The 24,587-nt window shown below is 48.3% G+C and carries 24 protein-coding genes and 2 other annotated features; of the genes, 2 read left to right on the top strand and 22 right to left on the bottom strand.

The window, feature by feature from the left end; all coding sequences use genetic code 11:
• Positions 1-249 precede the first annotated feature (249 nt).
• The 15 genes from AAIH57_RS11480 to AAIH57_RS11410 all read right to left on the bottom strand — a co-directional run bounded on the left by AAIH57_RS11480 (position 250) and on the right by AAIH57_RS11410 (position 14,310).
• A complete protein-coding gene (locus AAIH57_RS11480) occupies positions 250-2,130 on the bottom strand; it encodes a beta-glucoside-specific PTS transporter subunit IIABC (RefSeq protein WP_430021695.1) in 1,881 nt (626 codons plus the stop codon).
• Between the two features lie 208 nt (positions 2,131-2,338).
• Positions 2,339-3,169: a BglG family transcription antiterminator LicT gene (licT, locus tag AAIH57_RS11475; RefSeq protein ID WP_430022126.1), complete on the bottom strand. Its 831-nt coding sequence runs from the start codon at positions 3,167-3,169 to the stop codon at positions 2,339-2,341.
• Positions 3,170-3,534: 365 nt separating this feature from the next.
• Positions 3,535-4,974, bottom strand: a complete 1,440-nt coding sequence (locus tag AAIH57_RS11470; protein WP_430021694.1) for a 6-phospho-beta-glucosidase — start codon at positions 4,972-4,974, stop codon at positions 3,535-3,537.
• Positions 4,975-5,281: 307 nt separating this feature from the next.
• Positions 5,282-6,133 (bottom strand): rhamnulose-1-phosphate aldolase, encoded by an 852-nt coding sequence (rhaD, locus tag AAIH57_RS11465; RefSeq protein ID WP_430021693.1) that lies wholly within the window; start codon positions 6,131-6,133, stop codon positions 5,282-5,284.
• 310 nt (positions 6,134-6,443) lie between these two features.
• On the bottom strand, positions 6,444-7,019 hold the full coding sequence (locus AAIH57_RS11460) for a GNAT family N-acetyltransferase (RefSeq protein ID WP_175398214.1): 576 nt from the start codon (positions 7,017-7,019) through the stop codon (positions 6,444-6,446).
• 211 nt (positions 7,020-7,230) lie between these two features.
• On the bottom strand, positions 7,231-7,518 hold the full coding sequence (locus AAIH57_RS11455; RefSeq protein ID WP_175398213.1) for a hypothetical protein: 288 nt from the start codon (positions 7,516-7,518) through the stop codon (positions 7,231-7,233).
• Between the two features lie 181 nt (positions 7,519-7,699).
• Positions 7,700-8,188, bottom strand: coding sequence for a DinB family protein (locus AAIH57_RS11450; RefSeq protein ID WP_430021692.1), 489 nt, complete (start codon positions 8,186-8,188; stop codon positions 7,700-7,702).
• 3 nt (positions 8,189-8,191) lie between these two features.
• Positions 8,192-8,542, bottom strand: coding sequence for a DUF6597 domain-containing transcriptional factor (locus tag AAIH57_RS11445; protein ID WP_430021691.1), 351 nt, complete (start codon positions 8,540-8,542; stop codon positions 8,192-8,194).
• A 421-nt stretch (positions 8,543-8,963) separates the two neighbouring features.
• A complete protein-coding gene (gene groL, locus AAIH57_RS11440) occupies positions 8,964-10,595 on the bottom strand; it encodes a chaperonin GroEL (RefSeq protein ID WP_175398211.1) in 1,632 nt (543 codons plus the stop codon).
• A 73-nt stretch (positions 10,596-10,668) separates the two neighbouring features.
• The gene (gene groES / locus AAIH57_RS11435; protein WP_090918205.1) at positions 10,669-10,950 is read right to left on the bottom strand and encodes a co-chaperone GroES; all 282 of its coding nucleotides are present in this window, start codon (positions 10,948-10,950) and stop codon (positions 10,669-10,671) included.
• A gap of 397 nt (positions 10,951-11,347) precedes the next feature.
• Positions 11,348-12,130, bottom strand: a complete 783-nt coding sequence (gene tatC / locus AAIH57_RS11430; RefSeq protein ID WP_175398210.1) for a twin-arginine translocase subunit TatC — start codon at positions 12,128-12,130, stop codon at positions 11,348-11,350.
• A 78-nt stretch (positions 12,131-12,208) separates the two neighbouring features.
• Positions 12,209-12,457, bottom strand: a complete 249-nt coding sequence (locus AAIH57_RS11425) for a twin-arginine translocase TatA/TatE family subunit (protein WP_175398209.1) — start codon at positions 12,455-12,457, stop codon at positions 12,209-12,211.
• 185 nt (positions 12,458-12,642) lie between these two features.
• Positions 12,643-13,128 (bottom strand): MogA/MoaB family molybdenum cofactor biosynthesis protein, encoded by a 486-nt coding sequence (locus AAIH57_RS11420; protein ID WP_024630749.1) that lies wholly within the window; start codon positions 13,126-13,128, stop codon positions 12,643-12,645.
• Between the two features lie 37 nt (positions 13,129-13,165).
• On the bottom strand, positions 13,166-13,657 hold the full coding sequence (gene moaC / locus AAIH57_RS11415; protein ID WP_175398423.1) for a cyclic pyranopterin monophosphate synthase MoaC: 492 nt from the start codon (positions 13,655-13,657) through the stop codon (positions 13,166-13,168).
• Between the two features lie 29 nt (positions 13,658-13,686).
• Complete coding sequence (locus AAIH57_RS11410) at positions 13,687-14,310, bottom strand: 5-formyltetrahydrofolate cyclo-ligase (protein ID WP_430021690.1); 624 nt, start codon at positions 14,308-14,310, stop codon at positions 13,687-13,689.
• 282 nt (positions 14,311-14,592) lie between these two features.
• Between AAIH57_RS11410 and AAIH57_RS11405 the strand changes: the two genes are divergently transcribed.
• Positions 14,593-16,548 carry an ATP-binding cassette domain-containing protein gene (locus AAIH57_RS11405; protein WP_430021689.1) on the top strand — a complete coding sequence of 652 codons (1,956 nt, stop codon included), beginning with the start codon at positions 14,593-14,595 and terminating at the stop codon, positions 16,546-16,548.
• 568 nt (positions 16,549-17,116) lie between these two features.
• Here the strand turns inward: AAIH57_RS11405 and AAIH57_RS11400 are convergent.
• From AAIH57_RS11400 to AAIH57_RS11370, 7 genes are all read right to left on the bottom strand, one after another.
• The gene (locus AAIH57_RS11400; protein WP_175398206.1) at positions 17,117-18,673 is read right to left on the bottom strand and encodes a 2-isopropylmalate synthase; all 1,557 of its coding nucleotides are present in this window, start codon (positions 18,671-18,673) and stop codon (positions 17,117-17,119) included.
• 212 nt (positions 18,674-18,885) lie between these two features.
• Positions 18,886-19,187, bottom strand: a binding site (T-box leader).
• A gap of 54 nt (positions 19,188-19,241) precedes the next feature.
• Positions 19,242-19,582, bottom strand: a binding site (T-box leader).
• Positions 19,583-19,669: 87 nt separating this feature from the next.
• The gene (gene tsaD / locus AAIH57_RS11395; protein ID WP_175398422.1) at positions 19,670-20,725 is read right to left on the bottom strand and encodes a tRNA (adenosine(37)-N6)-threonylcarbamoyltransferase complex transferase subunit TsaD; all 1,056 of its coding nucleotides are present in this window, start codon (positions 20,723-20,725) and stop codon (positions 19,670-19,672) included.
• Complete coding sequence (gene rimI, locus AAIH57_RS11390; protein WP_376768991.1) at positions 20,722-21,234, bottom strand: ribosomal protein S18-alanine N-acetyltransferase; 513 nt, start codon at positions 21,232-21,234, stop codon at positions 20,722-20,724. The genes tsaD and rimI overlap by 4 nt, the downstream gene beginning before the upstream one ends.
• 28 nt (positions 21,235-21,262) lie before the next feature.
• Positions 21,263-22,111, bottom strand: coding sequence for a tRNA (adenosine(37)-N6)-threonylcarbamoyltransferase complex dimerization subunit type 1 TsaB (gene tsaB / locus AAIH57_RS11385; RefSeq protein ID WP_430022125.1), 849 nt, complete (start codon positions 22,109-22,111; stop codon positions 21,263-21,265).
• A gap of 2 nt (positions 22,112-22,113) precedes the next feature.
• Positions 22,114-22,596, bottom strand: coding sequence for a tRNA (adenosine(37)-N6)-threonylcarbamoyltransferase complex ATPase subunit type 1 TsaE (tsaE, locus tag AAIH57_RS11380; RefSeq protein ID WP_175398204.1), 483 nt, complete (start codon positions 22,594-22,596; stop codon positions 22,114-22,116).
• Positions 22,597-22,783: 187 nt separating this feature from the next.
• Positions 22,784-22,960 (bottom strand): H-type small acid-soluble spore protein, encoded by a 177-nt coding sequence (locus AAIH57_RS11375; protein WP_127538296.1) that lies wholly within the window; start codon positions 22,958-22,960, stop codon positions 22,784-22,786.
• Between the two features lie 4 nt (positions 22,961-22,964).
• A complete protein-coding gene (locus AAIH57_RS11370) occupies positions 22,965-23,261 on the bottom strand; it encodes a hypothetical protein (RefSeq protein ID WP_217506571.1) in 297 nt (98 codons plus the stop codon).
• Between the two features lie 193 nt (positions 23,262-23,454).
• Between AAIH57_RS11370 and AAIH57_RS11365 the strand changes: the two genes are divergently transcribed.
• Positions 23,455-24,357: a Ku protein gene (locus tag AAIH57_RS11365; RefSeq protein WP_175398203.1), complete on the top strand. Its 903-nt coding sequence runs from the start codon at positions 23,455-23,457 to the stop codon at positions 24,355-24,357.
• Positions 24,358-24,587 lie beyond the last annotated feature (230 nt).

Here is a 24,587-nt window from a genome sequence, read left to right as displayed (position 1 = left end):
AAATCGCAGGGCCAATGACAATACGTCATTTCACCCGAAAATCGCCAGCGTGTGATAATGCATCCTACGATTCAATAATGAATAACAAAGCTGTTCTTTATCAGCGTTTTGAACTTTTTTGAACCAAAACGACGTTTGTTAGCCGAAAAAAAAGAAAATGACCCTCGGTTCAAAGAACCAAAGGCCATTTAGGTTGTTGAAAGTGATTGCTAACGGTTTGAATATAGGGAACGTCTTTGAAATTTAGTTTTACTTTGAACCGTAAAGGCTCAGCAGCGGTTCTTGCGTGTTAACCTCTCCATCCGCTTTAACTGGCAGCACTTGCTGGTAATTAGCCGAGTTCGTTACAATGATCGGTGTTACCGTAGGATACCCGGCAGCCTTGATCTGTGAAATGTCGAACTCTAGCAGCAGATCTCCAGCTTTCACCCGATCGCCTTCCTGGATATGCGAGACAAAATGCTGCCCATCCAATTTGACGGTGTCCACACCGACATGAACCAATATTTCCGCACCACTGTCGGATACGACAGCCAGAGCGTGTTTTTTCTTGAAAGCAACAGTAACCGTACCATCAAATGGAGCAACCACTCTCCCTACGCTTGGCTCAATGGCAACGCCCTGACCCATAGCGCCGGATGAAAAGGCCGGGTCTGGAACTTCCGTCAGATCAACGATTTTGCCTTCGATTGGGCTAAGCACCAGTTGATCTGCTGCTGGTCTCGAGGGTACCAATTGAACGGTTTTCTCTGCTGTACCGCCCTTGTCCTCTTCTTCACCCACAGGATCTTTGAAGCCCATAATATACGTTAATACTGCCGATACGATAAAGGAAACGACTATTCCGATAATCAATCCCGGGAAACCTTGGCCGCCTGGGCCGTAAAAGATCGGCAGGGTGAGCAACCCCGGCGCACCGGATGCAAAAGCTTGAGTCCCCGCTTGACCGATAATCGCGCCTCCGATCGCTCCTCCAATAAGTCCCGCGATAAATGGGCGTTTCAACGGAAGCGTAACTCCATAGATCGCAGGTTCAGTGATTCCGAACAAAGCAGTTAACGTGGAGGACCCTGCAAGAGTTCTCAGCTTTTTGTTTTTCGTTCTAAGCATGACCCCAAAAGCAGCTCCCGTCTGAGCGAATACCGAAGCTGTTGCGGCAGGCTTAATGCCATCACGGCCGTGCACTGCAACGTTGTTGATGAAGATTGGCACCAGGCCCCAGTGCACCCCGAAAATAACGAATAATTGCCAGCCCGCACCCATTACGGCTCCCGCAAGCATAGGACTGAAACCAAATGCAGCAACCAGAGCTGAGGCGATGGCGTTACCTACATACACACCGAATGGACCAAATGCAATTAGCGTCAGCGGTACCATGATGACTAAGAGCAGCAGCGGCGTAATGAAGTTCTTCACGCTCTGATGAATAACTTTATTGAACCATTTCTCCAATAAACTCATCACGATAACCGAGATGATGATGGGAATAACAGTCGATGAATAACTCATCATAACCACCGGAATGCCAAAGAAATCGGTTGGTGTTCCTTCATTTTTCAACGTAATAATGGTCGGATATATTAATGCGCCTGCAATGGTCAGCGCAACGAAAATGTTACCCTGAAATTTACGCGCGGTTGTAACCGCTAACAGCATCGGCAGGAAGTAAAATAGGCTATCCGCAGCAGCATACAGGATGATATAGCTTGTATCCGTTGTTTCAAGCCAGCCTGCATTGCTGGCGATCAGCAAAAGTCCCTTCAAAATACCGGCTCCAGCCATGACACCCAAAAGCGGAGCAAAGATGCTTGAAATCACGTCGATAATGCCGCCAATGCCTTTGACGGATTTACCCGATTTTTCCTTGGGTGAGGAATCATCCAAAATGTTGCTCACTTTTCCGATAGCGCTGTATACCTCTGGTACCGTATTGCCAACGACAACTTGGAACTGTCCACCGTTCTCCTTTACGGCAATGATACCATCCAATTTTTCCAATTTGCTCTTGTCGGCTTTAGCATCGTCTTTTAATACAAACCGCAACCGCGTTGCGCAATGCACCAGAGAAACGACATTTTTCTCTCCACCGACCAGCTGAACGATTTCTTTGGCCAGCTTTTCATGACTCATAATCTGCACCCCCATGTTTTTTGGCGACAGGTCTTTGATTTTTTGCACGCAAAAAACCTAAGCCTTGAAGAAAGGTGCACAAACGATGCATACCTTTTCATGGCTTAGGTTTTGCCTGCATAACCAGTAACAATCCCAGTTAAATCATATTCTCTTCCTGTTAATCACATAATATAATTATAAAACCATATTTGTCAACATTTATTTATTAACGATTAACCACTCTTTCAATGTGCACAGTCAGATACAGTTTTTCCTCGTTCGTCAGGTCGTGATCGTATTCCTTTTTGACGAACATTTGGATTTTTTCCGTGCAGGTCGCTGCTTCTTGATGTTTCTCTTTAATCATGTCGTAGATATGGTCATAGTTGTTGTCGTAGTGCGTTCCATTTAATACCCTTTGCGAGAAGAACTTCAGATGGGTGATGAACCGAAAATAGCTAAGGGATTCCTCGTCAAATTCCATCTTGAAATGATATTTCGCAATATTGATGATTTGCTGAATGAATTTGGTCATGTTCATCGTGGTCACGACTTCTTCATTCATTTCGGCATTAACAATATGCAGCGCAATGAAGGCAGCCTCATCTTCGGGAAGTTCGTATCCAAGTCTGGATTTGATCTGTTCCAGCGTGTTCAATCCTAAAATAAATTCAGACTTATAGAGTTGCTTGATCTCCCATAGCATCACATTTTTGATCTCGACGCCTTCGCGATATCGCTCGATCGCAAAATTAATATGATCCGTCAAGGACACGTAAATATTTTCATTCAGGTTTCTACCCATGTTATCCTTAGCATGGGTGATGACCTCTTCTACAATTTCGACCAGTTCGATCGGAACTTCACGCAGCAGCATTTTGAAATTATCAGAAGTCTGCTTGTTCTTAAGGGCAAATACCTTCTGGATGCGGGTCTCGTCTACTTTGTCTCCCGGTTTCTTCTTGAAGGCAATTCCTCGTCCCATCACGACAAGCTCAGCCCCGTCTGTCTGATATGTGCTGATTACATTGTTGTTAATGACCTTGGCTATTTTCACTTCCATCCCCCATTCACGATCCACTCGTAACTGCAACCTATCGCCTTTTGGAAATGCAAAAAAAACCTGAAGCATCACAAAACGGATAAACGTCCTGAAACGTTATTCCCGGAAGACGGACAGCTTTTTGCCGCAAGGTTAGTACGCTCATAGAGATTGACCAACCGGTACGAACGACAAATAAACCGACGCCTACTTTTGCATGCTTAGGTTTTGCCTACATGGTATGTAGTAACAATCCCAAAACGATATAATTGCGTAAAGTATATCGCGAACTCAAGGATATGTCAACGCTTTCACAGGAACCCTGTTACTCAGAAGATCCACCAGCCGTGGTGAACCTTCCTAATGAACAAGTTATTGTCTTATGCCTCCAAATCGGCACCCCCGGATGCAATTACTTTTTTATACCAATGGAAACTTTTTTTCTTGATTCGCTTCAATTCTCCATGACCTGCGTTGTCGCGATCTACGTAGATATAACCGTAGCGTTTTTTCATCTCGCCGGACGATGCGCTCACGATATCGATTGGCCCCCAGCTGGTGTAACCGATAATTTCAACGCCATCCTGCAGCGCTTCTCCCATCTCAGCAACATGCCGCTTCAGGTAATCAATACGGTAATCATCGTGAATTTCTCCGTTTGGACTAACTTCGTCGTTGGCGCCAAGGCCATTTTCGACCACGAAGAGTGGTTTTTGATAGCGATCATGAAGTTGATTCGCTGTTATGCGGAAACCTTTCGGATCGATAGTCCATCCCCAATCGGATTTCTCCAAGTAAGGGTTGGCAACAGAACCGAATACATTACCGCTGGTCATGTTTTTGACCACTTCCGGATCCGTACTCGTCGTTCGGCTGGAGTAATAGCTGAATCCGATGTAATCAACGGTATGATTTCTCAGAATGTCAGCATCCCCCGGTTCCATCACGATGTTCAGACCATGATCCTTAAAGAAGCGTTTCGCATAACCTGGGTATGCTCCTCGCGACTGCACGTCGATGAAGAAGTAAGACTCCCGGTCCTTCTCCATACCCTGGAACACATCCTCCGGATTGCAGGTATACGGATAGAAGCTGCCCGCTGCTAGCATGCAGCCAATCATTGCCCCGGGAATGATCTCATGGCAGGCCTTAACTGCTAGTGCGCTTGCGACCAGCTGATGATGAGCCGCTTGGTACTGAATTTCTTTTACATTATCTCCTTCCTTGAAAGCCAAGCCGGCACCCAGGAACGGCAAATGCAACAACATGTTGATTTCGTTGAACGTCATCCAATATTTAACCTTCCCCTTGTAACGCGTAAATACAGTTTTGGCATAGGTTTCGAACAGATTCACCAGCTTGCGGTTTCTCCAGCTCCCGTACTTCTCAATGAGGTTGACTGGTACATCGAAGTGGGCAAGCGTAACAACCGGTTCAATTCCGTGCTTAAGCATTTCATCGAAAAGGTTGTCGTAGAACTGCAACCCAGCTTCGTTTGCCGCCGCGTCTTCCCCACTCGGAAAAATGCGTGCCCATGCAATGGAAACGCGGAGCGCCTTGAACCCCATTTCAGCGAATAGCGCGATATCCTCGGGATAACGGTGGTAAAAATCTATTGCTTCATGTGAAGGATAAAATTCTTCTTCCTGTGGCTTAAATCCCGGTACGTTCCCCTTCATGATGCTTCTGCGATTTTCTCCGGAAGGCAGGAGGTCCACGATGCTCAGCCCTTTGCCACCCTCCAGGTAAGCCCCTTCCGCCTGATTGGCGGCAATCGCACCACCCCATAAAAAGTTTTCGGGAAATTTGAAATTACTCATACCGAACTCTCCTTTCAGCTCCATTAACTAATGTACAACCACGTCTTCCGATCCAAGGCAACAAAAAAACCCGAACCAGCCTGTCTACACATATAGCGTAAACAAGCCAGCTCAGGTTATGCCCATATCGGTAACATTCCCAGAATGCATTTTGCGGTTTTATAGAACTTTACCAAGGTTTAGGGCAGTTGTCAATTCTATTAGTATAGATGTTTTCCTTATGCTTTTCTCACCAATTAGAAGCTTCTTAGGTGTTTCTCGGGGAGCGCGCCTTCCACAAGAATCGCAATCTCTACTTGTCTCTTCGCTAAACATTCGAGTCCAATATGCCTGGTCGCGGGGTAACCCCGAACGACTGAGCCAATGTTGTCAGCTGTTCATCCGTAATTCTCTGCTGGATCTCATGACCAGCAACCAGCATGTAGACCTGGGCTGCTTTCTCAATCGTCTCAATGAGACCAAAGGCCTCATCGATGGTTGTTCCTGTCCCGAAGATCCCGTGCTGCGGCCAGATGACCGCGTGATACTCCTTCATTTTCTTCGCTGTCTCACGGCCGATCTCATTCGACCCTGGCACCATCCAAGGAATAATACCTACGCCGTCCGGAAAGACGACCACACATTCTGTACACATCTGCCACAGGGTTTTTGTGAATTTCGCTTCATCCAGCTCGTGGATAAACGTCATCGCCAGCACGTTAGTGGCATGGTTGTGCATGACTACCCGGTGGTTCGGATCCACTTTCAGACGTTCAATATGACTCATAAAGTGTGTGGGCAGCTCACTTGTCGGATTCGCACCAGTCTTCAGGCCCCACAGTACTTCCAGCTCCTGTCCATCATTCGATACACGCAGCAAACCCAGATTGCTCTCCGGATCAGCAAGCACGTTTTTGAAATATTTGCCCGAAGCGGTCACGATGAAGTACTTGCCTGCCAATTCATGTACCGAAAATGCCGGTTTGATTCGGCGTATGACCTGATTGACATCGATATATCTCGTGACTTCCTCTTCTTCCAGCAGATAGCTGACATTGCCGCCATTGCGCTCATCCCAGCCATTTTTCCACATATGCTGTGTAATCTCTGCCATCTCACGGACAAAAGGTATATTCCAACCTGCCACTTGCGTCGTTTCGTTGGTAAGGGTCACGTTCATGATCATTCTCTCCTCATTTTGAAAGATGATGATACTTCTCACGTACATAGTAAGTTCCTTTTTTCACATTCATTATACCTTTGATTATCTTTACTAGTCAATGATTAAACCATGATATATCTTTATTATGTTTTGTTTATATTTGTTTTTTTGTTTACTTCAAAAATAAATCAAAAAAATACCCCGCCGAATATCGGCAGGGTCAGTCACACATCTATCTAACACGAGAAGGGGTTTACAAGAAATATGTTACCCCCTCTACCTTAATAGAAGCTGAAAATCGAATAAAAAAACAATGAAAAATGGAAGATCAACCGTTTAAGTGCAACGATTCCATGTCTGATCTCGTCAAAATGTAGGACGGATGCATTTTGCCAGTCAGTTCGTTAAATTCATCGTTCTTATATATAAAACCGAGCTTCAGCAGCAGACGTCTAGAGACGCTATTTTCAGGATGATGCCCTGCGAAGAGCACATGGGCGTCCAATTCCTCAAATGCATAGCGGATCACCGCCTTAGATGCTTCCAGTGCGTATCCTTTTCCCCAGTGATCCCTGGTCAGGTGGACACCCAGTTCGTAGATTTTTTCATCTGGTGCGTAAGGCCGCAATCCGCAGCACCCCACGAACACACCTGTTTCCTTATCAAAAAGAGGCCAGTACTGTACCTTCATTTCCTGCTGCCTTTCCATTTCCTGTGCAAGTCTGGCCTCAATCTCATCCTCACTCAGAAACCCTTTCCTGCTAATCCATTTTGTCACCTCAGGATCGCCCCATAGCGCCGAAGCCAAGGGGCGGTCTTCTTCGCTCCATGTAGAGAATTCGAGCCGTTCCGTTTCAAGAAACGTATCTCTCGTCTTGATATTGCTTCCATTTGTTTGATTCATATTCTACCCCTCCTGCCTCTGTGCATCCCTACCGAATGCCTCTACTATAAATTACTCGAATTGCCTCCCTCGTAAACAAAACGAGGGAATATATAGGAGTAGCATGCTGTGGACTCTATTCATATATATAACTAAGATTCTCTCAAAGATAAAAAAAGCCCCTTGCCCACATCATGTCGGGCAAGGAGCTCATCAAAGCATGCTGCATCAATTAGAAATCAGATGTTGCGATTTGGATCGTACCTGTAGAAGCACCTGCCGCCGTAGTCAACAAAGCAGCGACGAGCAGCAAATGAACCGACAACGTAAGACTGTTACCCGCAGGAATCGTATACGTTATAACGGGTGCGTTGACACGGGTTACAACCAGGTCTACCGGAAAAGGACCAAAATTGTTGACCGTGATGCTGGCATTTGTACCTCCAAACAGATTCTCGTAATACGATTTCCCTACGCTTGCAGCCAGGTTGTAAAACTGTTGTGGTAAAAGGATGGCCATCGAAATCACCTCCTTTTTGCTTTGATACGGTATTCTATGTTTGAAATCTAGCATTGTAACGGTAAATTGACCGAGGAATTACGTCTATTTTTGCTAGACTTCATAGTTTGTATAGACTAATAACACAAAAAAGCCCCCGAGGGCGCGACACAAGAAAGTGTCTGCCTTCGGGGCCTCACTATTATGCATATAACATGAAGAAGTTTAACTCATGCCCTTGTTGCTTAAGATAGTTGTACAACTGGGAACGATGATGAAATACATGTGTTACCGTCTCAATTTGCCATTTAACCTGTACATGTCCATGTTCCATATAGAAGGCTTTGGTGGAGCGGTTCAACAGATCCTCTTCGCTCAGTGATACGATGTACGCTTTGTACGTTTCAAAATTGCGCCACAGCGTGGCTTCCAGTTGTTCAATATCCTCTATGCCGGATAGACTATTCTCTATCGTTCCTACTTCCGATTCACTCTTCTCCTGCATAATGGCAAGATCTGATGCCGTGATCTGGATCCAGTGGTGGACCAGCTCCACCAGTGAACGCATATTCTCCTGAGGACGGTAAGCCCAGTCTTCCGGACGAATCAGGCGAATCAGAGACGCTCCGGTTCTTACGCCTGTCTCCAGTTCGTCCAACAAGTGATCCCTAATTTGCATTGTTCCATTCATAGATTAAGTCTCCTTTATGTTATATTCTCTCGATTCCAGTATAAACGAAGGCTCGGTTGGTCTATTGTACAATTCGGACAACCTCCTTCGATGCTCTCTGGCAGCGGTCAACGGGGTTTCGCCGTACAACTTCCGCTCTGTATAATTGCCACAGTAAGCAAATGAGTGCTGCTCACAGACAGCATTGTATGTTATCAGGATATCCGTACAACCATCCGGTAATACCCGGCTGGGCACACCTTCCGTCAAGTTATAACCGGCATAAGGAGTTATGCCCGATTCCCAGAAGCACGCTATATAAGCTGTTAACACGGGAGATGGTGGTTGTTCAATGTAATACGTTTGTAGATCCATTCCGTTAATCTGAATCGGTTAAAACAACGGATGCAACCTGGCGTCCACTGCTGGCCTCCCTCCCCCATCGTATAGTTTTTTTCTATCCATCTATTTCATTCTATATCATATCATCAAAAGGATAATTTAGGAAAAAAATGCCCTGCCGGAGGACAATCCGATAGGGCCAGTCACACATCTATTTAACACGAGAAGGGGTTTACAAGATTCATCTTACCTTGGCTACCTTAAGTGAATCTGAAAATCAGATGAAAGGTACATCAAATTGGATTTCCCGTAATTAGCCTGCCCATCCTTTTGTCACAGAACAAAACAAAAAGATCCCAAAAGAGGTCACTTATACAAGTGCACATCTCTTGGGATCTTCTTTTACTCATGAATATGAGTTGCTAGATGTATGACAAGGTTTTTACACCTTTGCTTACATCATGCCGCCCATTCCACCCATGCCGCCCATGTCAGGAGCGCCAGCAGCGCCTGCAGGTTCTGGCTTGTCAGCAATAACCGCTTCAGTTGTCAAGAACATAGCTGCTACGGAAGCAGCGTTTTGCAGCGCATAGCGAGTTACTTTCGCAGGGTCAACGATACCTGCTTCGATCATGTTCACCCATTCGCCAGTAGCAGCGTTGAAGCCTACGCCCACTTGTTCTTTTTTCAGACGTTCCACGATTACGGAACCTTCTTCGCCAGCGTTAGCCGCGATCGTGCGGATTGGAGCTTCCAGAGCGCGCAGGACAATGTTCACGCCTGTTTGCTCATCGCCGGACAGGCTTACACCTGCAACCGCGTGATATACGTTCATAAGCGCTGTACCACCACCGGATACGATACCTTCTTCAACCGCAGCGCGAGTTGCGTTCAGGGCATCTTCGATGCGTAGTTTGCGTTCTTTCAATTCTGTTTCAGTAGCCGCACCGACTTTGATTACTGCTACGCCGCCGGACAATTTAGCCAGACGCTCTTGCAGTTTTTCTTTGTCGAACTCGGAAGTTGTTTCTTCCAGTTGTGTACGGATTTGGCTAACACGTGCATCGATATCGGATTTGTTACCAGCACCGTCAACGATGATTGTGTTTTCTTTGGTTACACGGATTTGACGAGCTGTACCCAGTTGTTCCACAACAGCGGATTTCAGGTCCAGACCCAGTTCTTCCGTGATTACTTGGCCACCAGTCAGGGCAGCGATATCTTGCAGCATTGCTTTACGACGGTCACCAAAGCCTGGAGCTTTAACAGCTACAGCGTTGAATGTACCACGCAGTTTGTTAACAACCAGCATCGCCAACGCTTCGCCTTCGATATCTTCAGCGATCAGTACGAGCGGTTTGCCTTGTTGTACGATTTTCTCAAGCAATGGCAGGATGTCCTGTGTGCTGGAGATTTTTTTGTCTGTGATCAGGATGTACGGGTTGTCCAGAACAGCTTCCATTTTGTCCGTGTCCGTGATCATGTATGGAGAGATGTAACCGCGGTCGAATTGCATACCTTCAACCACTTCCAGCTCTGTTGCGAATCCACGGGATTCTTCAACAGTGATAACGCCGTCTTTACCCACTTTTTCCATAGCTTCAGCGATCAGTTCGCCTACTTCTTCGTCAGCTGCAGAGATTGCTGCAACTTGTGCGATGGATTGTTTGGTTTCAACCGGTTTGGAGATGGATTGCAGCTCAGCAACAGCCGCTTTTACCGCTTTGTCGATCCCTTTACGGATACCGATTGGGCTGGCGCCTGCAGTTACGTTTTTCAGACCTTCTGTGATCAGCGCTTGAGCGAGTACAGTAGCTGTTGTCGTACCGTCACCGGCAACATCGTTGGTTTTGGTTGCTACTTCTTTAACCAGTTGTGCACCCATGTTTTCGAATGCATCTTCCAGTTCGATTTCTTTTGCAATGGTAACACCGTCATTCGTGATGAGCGGGCTTCCGAATTTTTTCTCCAGAACCACGTTACGGCCTTTAGGACCGAGTGTTACTTTTACTGCGTTAGCCAATGCGTCCACACCGCGAAGCATGGAGCGACGAGCGTCTTCACTAAATTTAATGTCTTTAGCCATGGTAAGAAAACCTCCCTAGTATATTGTGTAAAATGGTATTGCTATATGGTTCGGTTAACCGATTAAATTTGAATTAGTCGAGAATCGCGTGGATATCGCTCTCTTTCATAATCAAATATTCTTTACCTTCGAATTTGATTTCTGTTCCGGCATATTTGGAGAAGATTACGCGGTCTCCTTCTTTCACTTCCAGAGCTACACGTACGCCGTCTTTCAGTGCACCCGCTCCAACGGCAATAATTTTGCCCTCTTGCGGTTTTTCTTTAGCAGAGTCCGGAAGTACGATCCCGAAAGAAGTTGTTTGCTCTTGCTCCAGTGGTTCTACCAATACGCGTTCACCTAAAGGTCTGATCATGAAAAATAGCCTCCTTTTGAAATTATATAACGTTGCATTGTAGGTTGTAGCCATATGTATTAGCACTCGACAGTGTTTAGTGCTAACAACCAACTTTATGATACTCAACTTGAAGCATGATTTCAAGTCCTTTTCATGAATTCATATGAGAATTTACGCTGCATTAACATCAGGACACCGAAATGACGTGCTTAAGTACTGTATCCCTTGTTGAATAGCCCCCGGTTCAGAGCCACAAGTGAACCCTACAACCGAACCAGCAGATTGCCCTTCTCCATTGTATCCATTGCTGGACAAAATATGCCTGCCTGTCCCAGAACTAATACACCAAAATCTCAGTACAATGTAAGCATCCTGTCTAAAAGAAGATAAGAATAAGAGCACAGGAAAATGCCTCTTAACCTGCGCTCTGCTCATTTTTGGCACGAACATATCGGGACTCTGCCGCTTCATCGGCTGCAAGTTGCTTGCGATATACAATGGCGGACAGAAACACACTGATTTCATACAAAAGCAGTAAGGGAATCATGACGAGCAGATCGGATATGAAATCCGGCGGTGTCACGACCACTGCGATAAAAATAAGGACAAAATAGGCTACCCGGCGCATTTTGCGAAGCCTGATCGGATTCAATATTCGCAACCCTGTCAGGAACATGATGAGCAGCGGAAGCTCGAATAACAGCGATACCGGCAGCACAATGCCAAACAGGAAACTGAAGTACTGCTTCATCCCGTACGTCTCCACAAGCCCCATCTTTTCCGTAATCGTAGATGTAAAGGCAAGTGCCATCGGAAACACCACATAGTACGCAAAGGCCAGTCCAACCAGAAATAACAGAAATACATAAGGCACATACTTCAACGTGGCTTTTCGCTCACGCGGTCTCAAGCCTGGACTGACAAACTTCCAAATCTGAAATACTGTAAACGGCAATGTAATAATTAAGGAAAACAACCCGGCAATCTTCATGTAGATTCCAATTCCATCCCAGAAAGAGAAAGCATGCAGCACAAAACCCTGAGCCGATTCTGCTTTGGTCAAATAACGGTACACCGGGTCTGCTACAAAAAAGCCTGCCACCAGGCCCAAAATAAAAACGCTCAACACATAGATCAGCCGCTTGCGCAGCTCGCTCAAATGTTCCGCAATGGTCATTTCTTCATTCTGCTGCGTCATTCCTGCCCTCCATTGTTGCCAGCTTAAAATACAAAACCCTTCCGGCAGGAAGGGATTTCTCATTCATTGCCGTCAAGACTACTCCGGCAGGCGCTTGTCCGCAGGCTTGTGGGCGGGCTGACTTTCCGCTGCCAGCGGTTTGTCCTTATCCTGCTCTTTGCGAGTGGACGAATCATCATCAGAGATAATGTCACGTGCGCCTTCTTTGAATTCACGGAAGGTACGTCCGACTGCACGTCCCAGTTCCGGCAGCTTGTTGGGTCCAAACAACAACAACGCGATCACGGCCAGCAAAATAAAACCTGTTGGTCCAATGGAACTAAACATTGATATTCCTCCTCGTTTCAAGCTTCGAAGATGCGTACACTCGGCCATATACTCATAGATGCCTCTGCTGTATTTTAGAATTAAGCCCATCATACCACAGATGTAACCACTTACATAACCCGCAAAATCAACTAAGGAGTATGAATGAACATTTCTTTTACGCTGCTGTTGGGTGAGTGGTTCTTTTATTGCTTGAATTGCCCTGTAACCATCAGAAGTGCTTCAGGAAGCTGATCCATGATCGCTGCCAGATGTTCATGCACACCCTTCGGAGTACCCGGCAAATTAACAATCAGCGTACGTCCACGAATACCGCACACACCCCGGAACAGCATCGCTGAACGATTTTTGCCCATGACGCTGTATCTCATCGCTTCGGCCATTCCAGGAACTTCACGTTCAATGACCCGACGTGTCGCCTCCGGCGTAATATCACGAATCGCCAGCTCCGTACCTCCGGTTGTCAGTACCAGGTCTGCATGAAAATAGTCAGTCATCTCAATCAAAGCCGCAATAATCTCATCGGGTTCATCCGGAACGATGCGGTACTCCACGATTTCCCCACCCAGTTCTTCTTCCACAAGCTCCCGGATCACTTGTGCACTTGTATCCTCACGTTCCCCGCGGGCCCCTTTGTCGCTGGCTGTCAGGATTGCTGTTCTCCACACCATAAAGATCACCCTTCTCCTCTATGAAAATAAATGTCCCTTATCGGTTGAAATCACCGTTTTTGCCACCACTCTTGGATTGCAGCAGGGTTGGTCCGATAATCATGTCTTTTTGCAATGCTTTGCACATGTCATAGATCGTTAATGCCGCCGCCGAGGCCGCCGTAAGTGCCTCCATCTCGACTCCGGTTTTGCCTTCGGTTTTGACGGTAACCTGGATCGATAATTCATCCAGGCCATTGTCCTCAAAACGGATATCCACACCATTCAGCGCGAGCGGATGGCACATGGGAATCCAGTCGGACGTTTTTTTGGCACCTTGGATCCCCGCAATTTGAGCCACGGCTAGGACATCGCCCTTTCCGATGCGGCCCTCCCGTATCGCTTCAAGCGTAGAGGGGTTCATCGTTACCTTGGATACGGCCACTGCCGTTCGCACAGTGACTTCCTTTCCCGAAATATCCACCATTCGGGCACGTCCCTGCTCGTTAAAATGAGTCAGCTTTCCTTCGCCCGAATCCGATCCATTCATAGCATTTGAGCTCAATACATCACAACCCTTTATTCGATATGTAGTATACCTTCGGTTGTCATCAACAGATCCATACGCAGATCAAGCGGGTCCATCGGGATTTCATCCTGCAGCTGTCCCGGCAAGACGAATGCAGCAAGAAGCGGCCTTCTACCCGCCGTATAACACTCCGCTTCAAGTATCTCGGCAAAGCGATCATAATAACCGCCTCCGTAACCGATTCGCCCACCGTGAGGATCATATCCCAGACCCGGTACAATGACGAGATCAATGTCCGGCCAGTCCTCGCGGTGAAGCACTTCACAGGTGTCTTTGGGTTCAGGAATCCCCCACACGCCAGGCTCGATATCCTTCTCGCCTCTCACACGCCGCAATTCCATTCGTGCTGGATTGGCCAGCACTTTCGGTGCGAACATCCTGTCGCCATGCTTCCAGCCATCCTCAAACAGAAAGGTCGTGGGTGCTTCGCTTCCATAAGACAAGTAGCTGAAAATGGTCAGTCTCTGTTTATCTTGTCGAAGCCGCCGCAACTCACGTTTGGCTACAAGGCTGATTTCCATCATCGCGTGCTGACGAAGCGTTTCATCCATCCGATCACGACTCTGCCTTAGTCTGGAACGAAGCTGGCTTTTTTGTTCCGTCCGATCCTGCATGTCCCTGAATAACCTCCTGTTGATGTGGAAGGTAATTAAAAAAGCGTCAATACAAAAAAACAATTATATGTTAAGACCAGTTGTCATCTCGTTGAAATCATTAAAATGAGTGATTTTCTGCAAAATCCTCATGTAATAACATGCCTTCTTTCAGTTTATCACTGATTGAACAAAAAGACTACACGCCGGGGCTCTCCTAATCGGTGCATTTGATCTGTATTTCATGTAAACTGGAATGTAGTTGAATAATCAAGAACAGGACCTATGGAGGAACTTAATTATATGCTGCTGCAAGTATCCGGAATTATTAAACGTTATGGTGTCGATCCGATTCTGGACGGCGTGAACCTACAAATATTAGAGCGTGAACGCATCGGACTCGTCGGTGTAAACGGTGCAGGCAAATCCACCCTGCTCAAAATCATTGCAGGCGAAATGTCCTATGATGGCGGGCAAATTTTCAAATCCAAAGAAACCACACTGGGTTATCTCGCCCAGAACAGCGGCCTGCAATCCGACCGCTCCATATGGGAAGAGATGATGCATGTTTTCGCCCATCTCACCCAGGCTGAGACGGAACTGCGCAAAATGGAGCAGGATATTGCCGATCCCGCCCAGATGGAGGACGAGAAAAAATATGCGGACCTGCTTGAACGCTACGCTCAGCGCTCCGATTGGTTTAAAGACCACGGCGGGTATGCGATGGAAACACGCATTCGCAGCGTTTTACACGGGATGGGTTTTGGTGAATTCTCGCCTGATACTCCGATTGCCACGCTGAGTGGTGGGCAAAAGACACGTCTTGCTCTTGCCCGCATTCTGCTTCAGGCACCGGATCTGCTCATGCTGGACGAGCCTACCAACTATCTGGACATCCCGACGCTAACCTGGCTTGAAGATTATCTGAGAGGTTATTCGGGGGCATTGCTGGTTGTGTCCCATGACCGGTATTTCCTTGACCGGCTTGTGACTACCATTGTGGAGATCGAACGGCATCGCTCCAAAAAATATACAGGCAACTACAGCCGGTATATGGAACTGAAGGCTGCTGAGTATGAGAGTCAGATGAAGCAGTACGAGAAGCAGCAGGACGAAATTGCCAAGATGGAAGACTTTGTTCAGAAAAATATTGTACGTGCTTCCACAACGAAACGTGCTCAAAGCCGCCGCAAAGCACTGGACAAGATGGAACGTCTGGATAAGCCGATGGGTGATTTGAAAAAGGCACATTTCTCGTTTGAGACCGCGGTCATGTCCGGCAAGGAAGTGCTTCGTGTAGACGATCTTTCTGTTGCTTACGACGAAGCTTCTCCCTTATTCCGAAATGTGTCATTTGATCTGCGGCGCGGGGAAACGGTGGCCCTGATTGGACCCAACGGGATCGGGAAATCCACGATGCTAAAATGCCTCACCGGAAGCCTGCGTCCGGCAAGCGGCGAGATCCAGTGGGGAACCAAAGTCCAGATCGGCTATTATGATCAGGAACAGACGGGCCTGAATCCTAACAATACCGTGCTGGAAGAGCTCTGGAGTGCCTATCCTGGCATGGAGGAAGCGAGAATCCGCACCGTGCTTGGCAACTTTTTGTTTAGCGGAGATGATGTACTCAAAAAGATTTCATCGCTGAGCGGTGGGGAGAAAGCCCGGGTCTCCCTTTCCAAGCTCATGCTCAAAGAAGCCAATATGCTGATTCTCGACGAGCCTACGAACCATCTCGACTTGTTCGCCAAAGAAGTGCTGGAAGCGGCACTCATGGACTATGAAGGCACACTGCTGTTCATCTCCCATGACCGTTATTTCCTCAACAAAATGGCCGAACGTATCGTGGAGCTGCACCCAGGAGGAACAGAGCATTACCTCGGAAACTATGATGACTATATGGAGAAAAAGCAGGAGCTGGAGGACATTGCACGTGAAGCTGCAGAAGCAACGCTCGCTTCTTCCAAGCGGTCTGTCAAATCCGAACAGGAAACAACGGAAAAGTCGGGAGCCGCTTCATTCGAAGCCGACAAGCAAGCCAAACGCGAGGAGCGTAACCGGCAACGGAAACAGGAAGCGTTGGAACAGCAGATTGCCGATCTTGAAACAGAAATTACGGAGCTTGAAGCCCAGATGGCCCTTCCAGAGGTGTATCAGGATTATATGAAACTGCAGGAACTCCAGAATGATGCAGAAACACGCAAGCTTCAGCTCGCCAAGGCATACGAAGACTGGGAAGCCCTGGCTATGGAATCCTGATCTCTCATTTCTTATGATTCCAGAACATTCAACTTACGCAAGCAAAATAAAGAAACAGTAGAAGCCGATTCCTTGATGGGATCGGCTTTTTCGTTAATTTATTAATAAACATAAGAATTTATATTCAGCTTTTTTCATTTGTCAAATTTACTCGAATTTTGAAAAATATTTTTCAGCTGACTCTTCTCCTATTTATCCACAGATAAGCAAGATAGCAAGCAATCCACTCAAGTTAATTATACAGCGGTAGAATCGCATTTTTGAATAAAAACCATATTTATCCACCGAGTTATCCACGTTATCCACAGTTTTGTGGATATTATAACTACACACTATCCCCTAAACCCTTTTATTTTCGAAAACTTTGCTGGATTGACTTTGCATTAGTTACCCACAAATTATCCTGAATATGTGGATAACTATAATCACATCTTGACAGATCGTTTTTTCCCCATATAGATTATTACACATAATAAGACAAAAGCAGACCTTTGTAAATAAGGTCTGCTCTTCAGAATCGTAATGAACCACATTATTCTTTATTTAGCTCCATCAACTATCAACCTGTTTAAACATGTACCGACTTGTCACTTTCAGAAGACTCTGCCTTGAGCCCAGCTGCATTACATGCCGCCACATAGGCAAGACCCGCCGCCATAACGATATCATTGTGTGTAGCAGTCCCCCTGAATTCCCGCCCTGCACGTTCCACCGCAACAGCCGCCTCTGCCGTTGCTTCTTCTCCCCCGCTCAGTGCATGGATCTCCATGTCCACGAAGGTAATATCATCGGAAATACTCTGACCGATCGCACGGATGGCCGCTTCTACCGGACCACTGCCAACCGCAGAATACGTCTGTTCGCCTGCACCTGTCCGGATTCGAACAGCTGCCATCCGATCAGTCATGCTGCCTGCCGTTACCTGCAGTTCGACCAGCTCATAATCCTGCGCAGGGATGTTCATCGTCTGGCTGACCATTTGCAGTAACTGATCGTCACTGACCACCTTCTGTTGATCGGCAGTTTCTTTGAATACTTCGTACAGCTGCTCCATTTGCTGCTCATCAGGCTCAAATCCGTATTTGCGAACGCGGTCTTTCAGCGCATGACGACCCGAATGTTTACCCAGAATAATCATGCTGCGCGGAATACCCAGTGCTTCAGGATCCATGATTTCATATGTGTTCCGATTCTTCAGCAGTCCATCCTGATGGATTCCGGATTCATGCTGGAACGCGTTGCGTCCAACGACCGGTTTGTTGTAAGCAATCGGGAAATGCATGGCCCGGCTGATCTGGCGGGAGGTTTCGTACAGCTGATTCAATTTGATATTCGTCGTGGCACCGATGGCATCTCCGCGCGTTTCGAGTGCCATAATCAGCTCTTCCAAGGCACAGTTTCCTGTACGCTCTCCAATCCCATTAATCGTTACTTCGATTTGGGAAGCCCCATTCGCTATCGCAGCCAGGCTATTAGCCACCGCAAGTCCCAGATCATTGTGACAGTGGGCACTGTACCTCACTTGATCGCCGCCTCTTGCCCCTTCGCGGACACGGCGAAACATTTCTCCGTACTCATGCGGAAGCGCATAACCGACCGTATCCGGCAGATTGATAATGCTGGCGCCAGCTTCAATAGCTACCTCAACCATCTCGATCAGATCATCCATCTTGGTGCGGGCTGCATCCATGGCAGTGAATTCCACGATATCCGTGAATTGGCGTGCATAAGACACCATCTCACGTGCAGTAGCGACGACTTCACTCCGCGGACGACGCAACTGGTGCTCAATATGAATATCCGAAGAAGAGATGAACAGGTGAATTCGGCGACGTGCTGCATCAGCAGTTGCCTTCACCGCGGCATCGATGTCTCCTTTGACCGCACGGGCAAATCCGCAAATTTCCACGTTTTGCAGCTGTCTCGATATCGCCTGGACCGCCGCGAACTCACCCGGACTTGAGATCGGGAATCCAGGCTCGATGACGTCAATACCCAGAGAAGCCAACTGATGTGCCAGTTCAATTTTTTGCTCAGGCTGCAGACTCGCTCCCGGTGCCTGCTCTCCATCGCGCAGTGTCGTATCAAAAATCTCAATCATGCGTTTGTTATTGTTCGTTGTCATATTCATCAACCTCCATCAAATTTAATTGTATATTGGATTTGGGGATCGGAACGAGGCGTTCGCTTCCCGTTTTCTATGTTTATTCATTCGCATTCCATGCCGATGTGCACGTCGACTTGCACGCCGGACTCATTTTTTTTCAAACCATGATTATTGGAATCCCATTGCCCACCCTGCTGCCGGCAGCAAACACAAATAACCCGCCATCTCATCTAAGAGACGGCGGGTTATTTCCCCTCCGCGGTACCACTCTTGCTTGACGATCCCGGCCTGCGCCGTGAATCATCCACCTCGTCGTCTCCAGTCTCACCATTAGTACGCTGTTTGAAGCGTGTAAAGGATTGTTCTGGAGAAACACCCTATAACGGAGGTCAGCCGTTGCCGTGTACACAGGACTTCTGCTTCCACAGCTCCGTTCCCGGGCGAGATTCAAACGATATCAGCCACTGCGTCGCACCACCCCGCAGCTCTCTGAGCGCTTCATCGTTCTACTGCTCCCGTTCATTACATTTATCGTATGTAAAAACCATTTTTCCAATCAAAAAAGCCTGCCCTCTCTCGCAATATTGCAAGAGACGACAGGCTATAACCTTCGCGGTACCACTCTTGTTGACTTTTCCATTCACCTGAGGCAGATTCCGGTATGCGTCCATACGGTTCTATTCCCCAAGGATGACTAAAAGTCCCCTTAGTCATTGCAGAGCTCATATCCAAAATGCAGATTATTCACCCTACAATGGCCCAATCACGGAGGCGACCCGTAACGATGTACTTCGGAATCTCCAGAGAGTTACCGTGTTCCATCATTCCGCTTCCAGGCGAGTTTCAGGTTTCCTTCGACTGCGTTGCACCACCCCGCAGCTCTCTATGACCCGGATGTACCCTACTGTTCCTGTTCATTGCGTTTTAATTCAGGACTTCAATATCCTGTTTAAATTTGTAACTAATATACATTCTTCACATATCGGCTGTCAACTCTTTAATTCAAATGCTTGTCTACACGGACTGGACAGACCAGGCCTCCAAGGATAATCCCGGATCTGCCTTGGCATCAAATTCCGATATTTCGCCCCGCTGCCATTTCAGATATGCGGCAGCTCCGATCATCGCTGCGTTGTCCGTACAATACTCCATCGGCGGAATCAACAATTCGAGTCCCTCCTTGGCACAACGCTCCTGCAATGCAGAGCGCAAGCCGCGGTTAGCCGCTACACCTCCGCACAGCAGCAATTGGCGTGATCCATATTCACGAACGGCTCTTACTGCTTTCTCCACCAGAACCTCCACGACAGCTTCCTGGAACCCGCGTGCAACGGCCGATGGCTCCAGTGTTTCTCCGCGCATTTTGGCCTGATTGAGTGCATTCAGCACAGCCGATTTCAAACCACTGAGACTAAAATCATATGAACCGGCTTCCAGCCATACCCGAGGTAATGGCACAACCTGCTCTGCTTCGGACGCCATCCGGTCCACATGAGGGCCGCCTGGATATGGGCACCCCAGTGCTCGTGCTACCTTGTCATAGGCCTCACCTACAGCGTCATCCCGTGTGCGGCCGATCAGTTTGAACTTGCCTTCAGATTCCATATGCACAAGCTCCGTATGCCCGCCAGACACAACAAGTGCCATCGCAGGGTACTGCAGCTCATGCGTAAGCCGGTTGGCATAAATATGGCCGGCAATATGATGTGTGCCAATAAGCGGTTTGCCCAAGGCCATGGCAAGCGTTTTGGCTGCAACGATACCGACCAGCAATGCACCAACCAGTCCCGGTCCTTGGGTCACCGCAATTGCACTCAAATCTCTGGGGCGGATGCCGGATTGGTCAATGGCTTGCTCCATCATCAGGGTGATTACTTCGACATGCTTGCGTGAAGCGACCTCAGGCACAACTCCGCCAAATGCCTTATGTGTCTCAATCTGGCTGGAGATCAGGTTGGACAGCACTTCTTTTCCATCCTTGACCACGGCAACCGATGTTTCATCACAGCTGGTCTCCACCGCCAAAATATAGGATGGAGCTGATTGTTGTTTATCACTCAGTTCATTCATGAATCCGTTACGCTTCCTTCCTCTTCGCCGCTCCGGCCAGCAGGCGGCAAATTCGCCCACATAATCATCGCATCCTCCTGATTGTCGGAGTAATAGCCTTTGCGAAGACCTGCCGATTCAAACCCTTTTTTCTCATACAAACGCTGGGCAACAAGGTTTGACACCCTGACTTCCAGCGTCATTCGCTCCATGCCAAGATATGCCGCTGTCTTCATGAGCTCATCCAAAAGCTTTTCGCCTAGCTTGCGCCCACGGTAAGCCTGTCTGACAGCAATGTTTGTAATGTGGGCCTCATCCATAATGGTCCACATTCCGGCATATCCAATGGCCGTACCGTCCAGTTCCATGACCATATATTTGGCAAAATGATTATTCGTCAATTCGTTTCGAAATGCTTCTTCCGTCCAGGGCATTGTAAAAGCCTCATATTCAATAATCATAACATCAGGGATATCATTCAATGTCATGAGTCTGAACTGAAGCGCTGCATTCTGCCCGTACGCTTCCATACCGTCCATCCGGCTCGCCACCCTTTCTTCAGCCTTTGCGCAGTAGATTGGCTTCCGCTTCAGCCAGCTGGGTGTAATTCGGCACCAGCGCATGTACGTCATCGCGCTGCCCTGCAAGCAGCGCTTCGGCGCCGAGGCGCCCGATCCAGCGGCCTTCCAGCTCATAGGGAACGAGCTGGAGCGCCGTTCCTGCGGGGCAGCGGAGCTCAGCCGCTGCTGCCGCATGCGGGCCCGTCTCGCCGACAATCCAGACGGCAGCGGGCCGCTCTTCCGGCGCCGCCTCCGCCATGCGGGCGGCGAGGGCTTCCAGCCATCCGTCCACCAGGCGGATGGCATCAGGCGCCAGCCGCCGGGGCGCATCGCTCCCGGCGGAGGCAAACAGCGCGGTGTAGGCTTGACCGCGCCGTGCATCCACGAGCGGAACGATCCAGTGGACAGGGGCGGCACCTGTGCCGCCCTGGTCCGCGGATGGCGTTCCGCCAGCCCCTGCTGCGGCATCCTCTGCCGCAGCTTCGGCCTTGGCCGCGAGGCCGCGGTGCCAGCCGCCCCAGGCCATTGCCTGCAGGCTGGACACCCCGGCAACGGGGATGTCCCATGCCCAGGCGAGCGTTTTCGCCGCGGTCACCGCAATGCGGATGCCCGTGTATGAGCCTGGGCCAATGCCGACGGCAATGCCGTCCAGCCTGCCTGGCTCTGTGCCGCTGGCTGCCAGCAGCTGTTCCATTACAGGCACGACGTGCACGGAGTGATTCCGTTCGGCACGTTCATTACGCTCCTCCAGCAGCGCGTGATCTTCCATCACCGAGGCAGCCATCACCGCGGTGGACGTATCCAACGCCAAAAACCGCTGACGCGGCTTTTTTTGTAAATCTTCCATCATCATTTGACTCCATTCTGTCTGAACTGCCGGCATATGGCGGCATAAGTCTCACCGTATCCATCCAGCGTAATCGTGCGATCCTCCGGACCGGTCGTTTCTATCTGTACATGCAGATGCTCTTCAGGCAGCAGCTCGGGAATGATACTGGCCCACTCCACCAGACTGACTCCGGCACCATAGAAGTATTCATCCAGTCCAAGCTCGTCCGCTTCTTCCAGTGAAATACGGTACACATCCATGTGATATAAAGGCAAACGCCCTTCATATTCCTTGATTAGCGTAAACGTCGGGCTGTTCACCACTTCACGTATACCCAAATGCCAGGCAAACTTTTGTGAAAATGCCGTTTTGCCCGCGCCCAAATCACCGTCCAGTGCAATTACCATTCCGGCGGTTGCCTGTTCGGCAAGTGCGGACGCGAGCGCTTCTGTATCTGCAATGCCATGGGAGTGATACACCCACTGCTCATGCTTCTGATTCAATATACGCCCCACCTTTGGCGGTCCAGCCGCCTGAGTTCACTTTGAACCTTATTATATCGGTCCCTTTCTTCCCCCGCAACACCGGGGATTGGAAGCGAAAGCGAGACCGGCCAGACCCAAAGACAAATAAACCGGCACCTGACGGCACCGGCTTTACCTGAACATCCTTCTTCCTGTCGTTTACTCTCTACTCCTCCAGGCGATCCACACGAACCGTCTGTGTATTACCGGGATTGCTGCCCACCTGAACGGTTGCCATTCCGTTGGCCTCATCCACATGTTCGATCCAGACCGGATCCCCTTCAAGTGTCACGGCAATGGTATCTTTCGAATCGTAGATTGCCTTGGCGCGTTTCACATCCATCATCTTATTCATACTCTCCTTCCGGATCATCATGTGGTTCACGAATCATCGTGTCAGTCGTACTCTCACCAATAAAGCCGTTATCCTCGGTAACCTGACCTCCACCTAGCCCTTCATTGACCATCCGATCGATGTCGAGCATGAATGATTCCCGGTCAAGTGGCAGCTTTTCAGAAGTCACCGCTTCCCAGTTCACCGCACTAGCTGGCGTATGGAACGCTTCGGAATCCTCAGCCCCGGCAATGGGATATGGAGAAAAGGCATGCTTGTGTGCTTCTTCTTCATCCCTTCTGTTCTTCATTTCGGCACCTCCCGGCTTGTTCATTTCGTTCACTTCCTGCTTCACATGCTTAAAAACCCTCTGCTTTTCAAGCATGTTTCTGTTATCATCCCCCAGTCAGCCTGAACCATACGAATTCGTACTGATGACGATTATCCCGGCACCGAGATGCCCATACTACTAATAAAAAGGTACCCCGGAAAGGAGCCGACCCATGCATACGGTCTGGAAAGGTGCAATCAGCTTCGGTCTCGTGCATGTCCCTGTCAAAATGTTCTCGGCTACCGAAGACAAAGACATCTCCATGCGATACATCCATAAAGTCTGCGGCAGTCCGCTCGCTTATGTACGACAATGTCCTTCCTGTGAAGTGGATGTGAAATGGGAAGAAATCACCAAAGGTTATGAATACGAAAAAGGAAAATTTGTACTCTTCGAGAAAGACGAGCTGGAGGCACTGAATGATTCGGCCAGCAAAACCATCACCATTCTGGATTTCGTGGACTTGACCGAGATCGATCCGATCTATTTTCAGAAAACATATTATCTGTCCCCGGACCAGGCCGGCGGAAACGCCTATCAGCTGCTAATGACCGCCATGCGCGATACCGGAAAAATTGGCATAGCCAAGGTTTCCATTCGTTCGAAAAGCAGCCTGGCTGCAATTCGCGTGCTAGAGGATTGTCTTTCCATGGAAACGATTTTCTATCCGGATGAAATTCGTCCCGTTTCCCAGGTGCCAAACCTGCCCGAAGCCCAAAATGTCAATGATAAAGAGCTGACGATGGCGAAACTGCTGATTGACCAGCTGTCTACGCCTTTTGAACCCGGCAAATATACAGACGACTACCGTGAAAAACTGCTGGAACTTATTAATCACAAAGTTGCAGGTGAAGAAATCAAGATTGCACCGGCCAAACCGGAAGCAAATGTCATGGATCTCATGGCTGCACTGCAGGCCAGTATCGAGGCTGTCAAGCCCATTCCGGCTGACCCTGGAACAACGACAGCCAAACCCAAAAAACGCGCTCCCAAAAAGACCGTTCAAGCTGTTGTCGGAGGGGACACAGAAGCTCCCCCCAAAAAGAAAAGAGCCGCGTCCAAATCCAAAACATAACGAAAAATATAATCGAGTTCAGCACGATCCGTCCGGCTCTGGCAGCCGGATTTTTGTTGTTCAGACTTCCATTACCAAAACAGTGACTCCTCTTTCCAATCTGAAAAATCAATTGACGAAAGATAATTTATATTTTATATTAACTTATGAAAAGTAACTTATTTATAATTATAAAGTTTAGCCTTTATGATTCAGAATTCATTAACGTTACCATACCTTCATTGTCATTT

This window comes from Paenibacillus sp. MABNR03 (assembly GCF_050455445.1).
GTDB lineage: Bacteria > Bacillota > Bacilli > Paenibacillales > Paenibacillaceae > Paenibacillus > Paenibacillus xylanilyticus.
Note: the sequence above shows the minus strand (reverse complement) of the source record. Positions and strands in the feature narration are given on the sequence as shown.

Excerpts from the sequence above, each read along its gene's own strand:
- AAIH57_RS11480 (WP_430021695.1), bottom strand. The coding sequence starts at position 2,130 with ATGAGTCATGAAAAGCTGGCCAAAGAAATCGTTCAGCTGGTCGGTGGA.
- AAIH57_RS11470 (WP_430021694.1), bottom strand. The coding sequence starts at position 4,974 with ATGAGTAATTTCAAATTTCCCGAAAACTTTTTATGGGGTGGTGCGATT.
- rhaD (WP_430021693.1), bottom strand. The coding sequence starts at position 6,133 with ATGAACGTGACCCTTACCAACGAAACGACGCAAGTGGCAGGTTGGAAT.
- AAIH57_RS11460 (WP_175398214.1), bottom strand. The coding sequence starts at position 7,019 with ATGAATCAAACAAATGGAAGCAATATCAAGACGAGAGATACGTTTCTT.
- AAIH57_RS11455 (WP_175398213.1), bottom strand. The coding sequence starts at position 7,518 with ATGGCCATCCTTTTACCACAACAGTTTTACAACCTGGCTGCAAGCGTA.
- AAIH57_RS11450 (WP_430021692.1), bottom strand. The coding sequence starts at position 8,188 with ATGAATGGAACAATGCAAATTAGGGATCACTTGTTGGACGAACTGGAG.
- AAIH57_RS11445 (WP_430021691.1), bottom strand. The coding sequence starts at position 8,542 with ATGGATCTACAAACGTATTACATTGAACAACCACCATCTCCCGTGTTA.
- groL (WP_175398211.1), bottom strand. The coding sequence starts at position 10,595 with ATGGCTAAAGACATTAAATTTAGTGAAGACGCTCGTCGCTCCATGCTT.
- groES (WP_090918205.1), bottom strand. The coding sequence starts at position 10,950 with ATGATCAGACCTTTAGGTGAACGCGTATTGGTAGAACCACTGGAGCAA.
- tatC (WP_175398210.1), bottom strand. The coding sequence starts at position 12,130 with ATGACGCAGCAGAATGAAGAAATGACCATTGCGGAACATTTGAGCGAG.
- AAIH57_RS11425 (WP_175398209.1), bottom strand. The coding sequence starts at position 12,457 with ATGTTTAGTTCCATTGGACCAACAGGTTTTATTTTGCTGGCCGTGATC.
- AAIH57_RS11420 (WP_024630749.1), bottom strand. The coding sequence starts at position 13,128 with ATGGTGTGGAGAACAGCAATCCTGACAGCCAGCGACAAAGGGGCCCGC.
- moaC (WP_175398423.1), bottom strand. The coding sequence starts at position 13,657 with ATGAATGGATCGGATTCGGGCGAAGGAAAGCTGACTCATTTTAACGAG.
- AAIH57_RS11410 (WP_430021690.1), bottom strand. The coding sequence starts at position 14,310 with ATGCAGGATCGGACGGAACAAAAAAGCCAGCTTCGTTCCAGACTAAGG.
- AAIH57_RS11405 (WP_430021689.1), top strand. The coding sequence starts at position 14,593 with ATGCTGCTGCAAGTATCCGGAATTATTAAACGTTATGGTGTCGATCCG.
- AAIH57_RS11400 (WP_175398206.1), bottom strand. The coding sequence starts at position 18,673 with ATGACAACGAACAATAACAAACGCATGATTGAGATTTTTGATACGACA.
- tsaD (WP_175398422.1), bottom strand. The coding sequence starts at position 20,725 with ATGAATGAACTGAGTGATAAACAACAATCAGCTCCATCCTATATTTTG.
- rimI (WP_376768991.1), bottom strand. The coding sequence starts at position 21,234 with ATGGAAGCGTACGGGCAGAATGCAGCGCTTCAGTTCAGACTCATGACA.
- tsaB (WP_430022125.1), bottom strand. The coding sequence starts at position 22,111 with ATGGAAGATTTACAAAAAAAGCCGCGTCAGCGGTTTTTGGCGTTGGAT.
- AAIH57_RS11375 (WP_127538296.1), bottom strand. The coding sequence starts at position 22,960 with ATGGATGTGAAACGCGCCAAGGCAATCTACGATTCGAAAGATACCATT.
- AAIH57_RS11370 (WP_217506571.1), bottom strand. The coding sequence starts at position 23,261 with ATGAAGAACAGAAGGGATGAAGAAGAAGCACACAAGCATGCCTTTTCT.
- AAIH57_RS11365 (WP_175398203.1), top strand. The coding sequence starts at position 23,455 with ATGCATACGGTCTGGAAAGGTGCAATCAGCTTCGGTCTCGTGCATGTC.